3 protein-coding genes and 1 pseudogene are annotated in these 3,994 nt (G+C 62.9%); 2 read left to right on the top strand and 2 right to left on the bottom strand.

The annotated features are described in order from the left end of the window. Positions 1-1,709, bottom strand: a 1,709-nt coding sequence (locus EN964_RS27695) for a TadE/TadG family type IV pilus assembly protein (protein ID WP_206528766.1), incomplete at its 3' end; no start/stop codon positions are given. A gap of 229 nt (positions 1,710-1,938) precedes the next feature. Here EN964_RS27695 and EN964_RS27690 point away from each other — a divergent pair. Then, entirely contained in the window at positions 1,939-2,799 is an 861-nt protein-coding gene (locus EN964_RS27690) for a TIGR01459 family HAD-type hydrolase (protein ID WP_127271605.1), read from the top strand. Positions 2,800-2,805: 6 nt separating this feature from the next. After that, positions 2,806-3,786 (top strand): bifunctional riboflavin kinase/FAD synthetase, encoded by a 981-nt coding sequence (locus EN964_RS27685; protein WP_127271602.1) that lies wholly within the window; start codon positions 2,806-2,808, stop codon positions 3,784-3,786. Between the two features lie 17 nt (positions 3,787-3,803). Here EN964_RS27685 and EN964_RS27680 read toward each other — a convergent pair. Beyond that, positions 3,804-3,994: pseudogene (locus EN964_RS27680) on the bottom strand (HdeD family acid-resistance protein); the annotation flags it as partial.

The following is a 3,994-nucleotide window of genomic DNA, read 5'->3' as shown; positions in this document are numbered from 1 at the left end:
GTATAATTGCCGTTAGAATAATCGAATTGGCCAATGGTGCTCGATGTGCCCATGAACAGGCGGCCCACCGACGTGCCGTTGTAGCCGGGTTTGAGATAGCCGAAGGATGCATAGGTCGACTTCGAATCGGCGGGGTCGGAATAGCCGAGCGAAGAAGGCGTGTAGTAGGTGTTGGCGCCGTCGGTCAGCACGATCACGACCTTGTCATTGCCTCTCTCGGTTTCCGGGCGGCCTTGCGTGAAGGGCTCGCCGCTCGAAACCACGCGCCATCCCCAGGCCATGCCTTCTGGAACATTTGTGCCGCCATCGGGCTTCATCAGGTCGATCGCGGCCTTGATCGCGGTGAGCCCAGTGGCAACGCTGACATCGGTCAGCGGCGTGATCGGGTTGGTGGAGCAGCTGTAGTTCGGCCCGTTGCCGGCGGCCAGCGCCGGCGCATTGATCGGCCGCGGCTGGAAATATTTGGCCATGTTGCGCAACCGGGATTGGCCGGTGCTGCTTGTCGGGTCGTCGTTCCACCAGCTGTTCACGGCGCCGTAGGTCGTCGGCGTGGCCTCATCGGGATCTTGGGTGAGCCTCCAATGGTTGCCGGGTTCGTCGGGGGCGAACATCGGCACGAACATCGTTGCCGGATCGCCAACCCCTATGCCGGTGTTCGCCGAGCCGCCGGACGGCGCGGCGTCGTTAGCATTGTAGGGATAGGGCCTGGCCTCGACGCAACCTTGCCAACTGGCGAACGGGCCATAGGAATCGATGTAATCATATTCGTCATGGCTTCGTTTGCAGGTGTTGTTCGAGTTGTATTCGTCGCAAACCACGCGCTTGCTGTTGGTGACACGCTCATGGTTGGTGACGACCTTCATGTCCCGGTAGAGCGAAAACCGGGTCAGCATCTGGCCTTCGTCGGTACCCCATCCGGTGCCGCGCTTGTACCAGATGCCGTTGGTCTGCTGGGCATATTTGTCGGCTGCGTTCAGCGTCGACCAGTCGAAATTCTCGTTCGATACCGGTGACAGGCCTTCGGTATCCATCCAGGACGCGTTACCATTGCCGGGTCCGACATTGACCGAGGCGGCAAACGGCACGAGGCCGAACTGCACCGGCCTGTCGACCTGCTTGATCATCGCCGCCTGCTGGGCCAGCGTGTCGACCAGCTGTTTGGCCGCGGTCTTGAGAAGGTCGATGCGCGTTTGCCCCGAGCCCGTTCCGGTCTTGGTCATCGACCCGGAATTGTCGAGCGCCAGAGCGACTTCAAGAGTGTTCTTCAGCCGCACTTCCGAGGTGACATTGAAGCTGATCTTCTGGTTGGCGTCGGTTTCGGATTTGCCGACGAGCTGGCCGAAGACCGGATAGAAGTAGGGTTTGTAGTCAAGCCGCGCGCTCATCTTGAGCAAGCCGCCCCCGGTGGTGTTGCTTGGCAAGGTGACGGTGAGCGTCGTGTTGGCGGGGTTGATCTTGTTGAGGTTGGCATTGAAGAAGTCGAGTGCATAGGCTCTCAACTGATCGTCGGTGGCACCCTCCGTCAGCCGGCGCGCCGTGGCGAAGTTTGCGGCATCGAGCGCATTCGAAACCGCCTGTTTTTCGCGGCTCATCTCGGTGAAATCGACGGCTATCGCCAGGGCGCCCATGAGCGGAACCATTGCGACGACGGTCATAAGAGCATAGTTGCCGCGTTGGTCGCGGCAGAACTGACGCCAAAGTCCATACATGTCTTGCAGCGGCCCCCGCCGGCGGATTCTCGATTGATGCCAGCTTTCCACAAAACGCTGAAGGCCGCGTTTGGGAAATGGCTCTATTGCCGGGGCAGCGCTTCACCAACCGCTAACCAATCGTGCCTGGCGAAAGCTGGTGACAGGCCGGGGCGGTTCGGCTAATCCGAACCGGCTGCGGCGAACCGTCGGTCGCGGCGTCGCAACGATCACGACTGAAGGAAACGGCATGGCGAATTCGCCTGAAATCATCGGCTCGCTCGAAGACGTGTCGAAGGCCTATTCGGCAATCCTGTGCGACGTCTGGGGCGTGGTCCACAATGGCGAAACGCATTTCCCGGTGGCGGCCTCCGCATTGGCAAGGGCTCGAGAGGCGAAAATCCCCGTGGTCCTGATCACCAATTCGCCGCGCAGAAGTGCCGATGTCGTGGCGCAGATGAACGCGATCGGTGTTCCACCGTCAGCCTACGACCGGGTGGTTACCTCAGGCGACGTGACCCGGGATCTGATCGCCGAAGGGCCGCGCAGGATTTTCCATATCGGCGCCGACCGTGACTTCACTCTCTATGAAGGTCTCGACGTGGAGCTTGTCGAGGAGTTCGAAGCATCCGGCGTCGTCTGCACCGGCCTGTTCGACGACGAGGTCGAGAAGCCCGAGGATTACACGGAGCTCCTGCGGCGGCTGCGCGCCCGGAACCTGCCTTTCATCTGCGCAAATCCCGACATCGTGGTCGAGCGCGGCGAACGCATCATCTGGTGTGCCGGCGCGCTGGCGCGTGACTATGCCCAGCTCGGCGGCCGCACATTGATCGCTGGAAAACCATACGCGCCGATCTACAATCTCGCGATGAAGGAGGTCGCCGAGATTCTTGGCCGGCCGGTCGAGCGCAGCCGGGTGCTGGCCATCGGCGATGGCATGATGACCGATGTGAAGGGCGCCGCCGACAATGGCTTCGATGTTCTTTATGTCTCCGGCGGCATCCATGCCCGCGACTATGGCGATGCCTTGCAACCGGATCCGGCAAGATTGGCGGCGTTCCTGGAAAAGCATGGCTATGGTCCGGTGGCCGTCATTCCCAGACTTCGGTAGGTGACGATGGCAGCCTTCCAGCGCATCCTGGCAACCGCGCCGCTTCCCGCAGACCTGCGCGGCGGCGTGGTGGCGATCGGCAATTTCGATGGCGTCCATCGCGGCCATCAGGCGGTGCTCGAGCGCGCCTCCGCCGAGGCCGGACGGCGCGGCGCACCGGCCCTGGTGCTGACATTCGAACCGCATCCGCGCAAGATCTTCAGGCCTGATATCCCGTTGTTCGTGCTGACGCCGCCGCCGATGAAGGCGCGGCTCCTGTCGCTGCTGGGCTTTGCCGCGCTGGTCGAACAGCCGTTCACGCGCGACTTCGCCTCGCTGTCGGCGGAAGCGTTCGTGACGGATGTGCTGGAAACGAACCTTGGCATTACCCACGCCGTGACCGGGTTCGATTTCCACTTCGGCAAGGATCGTCAAGGCGGCCCGGCCTACCTGATGGCGGCCGGCGAGCGTCACGGCTTCGGCGTCACGCTCGTCGACGCCTTCCGGGACGAGGGCGCCGAGGTGGTGTCGTCCAGCCGCATCCGCGGATTGCTGGGCGAGGGCGAAGTGGCCGAAGCCGCCGGTCTGCTCGGCTACCGCTTCACCGTCGAAAGCGAAGTGGTCGGCGGACAGCAGCTTGGCCGCACCCTTGGCTTTCCAACCGCGAATATGAGGCTGTCGGCTGAAGCCGCACTCAAGGAGGGCATCTATGCCGTCCGCTTCCGCCGCGCCGACGGCACGCTTCACGACGGCGTCGCCAGCTTCGGCCGGCGCCCGACCGTCAATGACAATGGCACGCCGCTGCTGGAAACCTTCGTCTTCGACTTCTCCGAAGACCTCTATGGCGAGGTCTGTCAGGTTTCCTTCTTCGGTTTCCTGCGCCCGGAGGTGAAGTTCGATGGGCTCGACGCGCTGGTCGCGCAGATGAAACGCGATGAAGCCGAGGCACGCGCGCTGCTCGCCGGCGTCAGGCCGCTCTCCGAGCTCGACGCGGCCATGGCTTTTTGAGCCAGGCGTGATGCCGGCTACTTCTTGAATGCCAGGCCGACGGCGATGAAGGTCCAGCCCTGGAAGATCAGGTCGATCGCCAGGAACAGCCCGAGCACCCACAGGCTGTTGACCGGCCAGCCCATCGCGATGATCAGGCCTGCAAGCGCGCTGATGGCACCGGCAGCGACGAGCCAGCCCCAGCCGCGTTCCGGCCGATGGCTGTAGC

Source organism: Mesorhizobium sp. M7A.F.Ca.CA.001.10.2.1 (assembly GCF_003998575.1).
GTDB lineage: Bacteria > Pseudomonadota > Alphaproteobacteria > Rhizobiales > Rhizobiaceae > Mesorhizobium.
The sequence above is the reverse complement of the archived record's forward strand: the minus strand, read 5'-3'. Positions and strand labels throughout refer to the sequence as shown.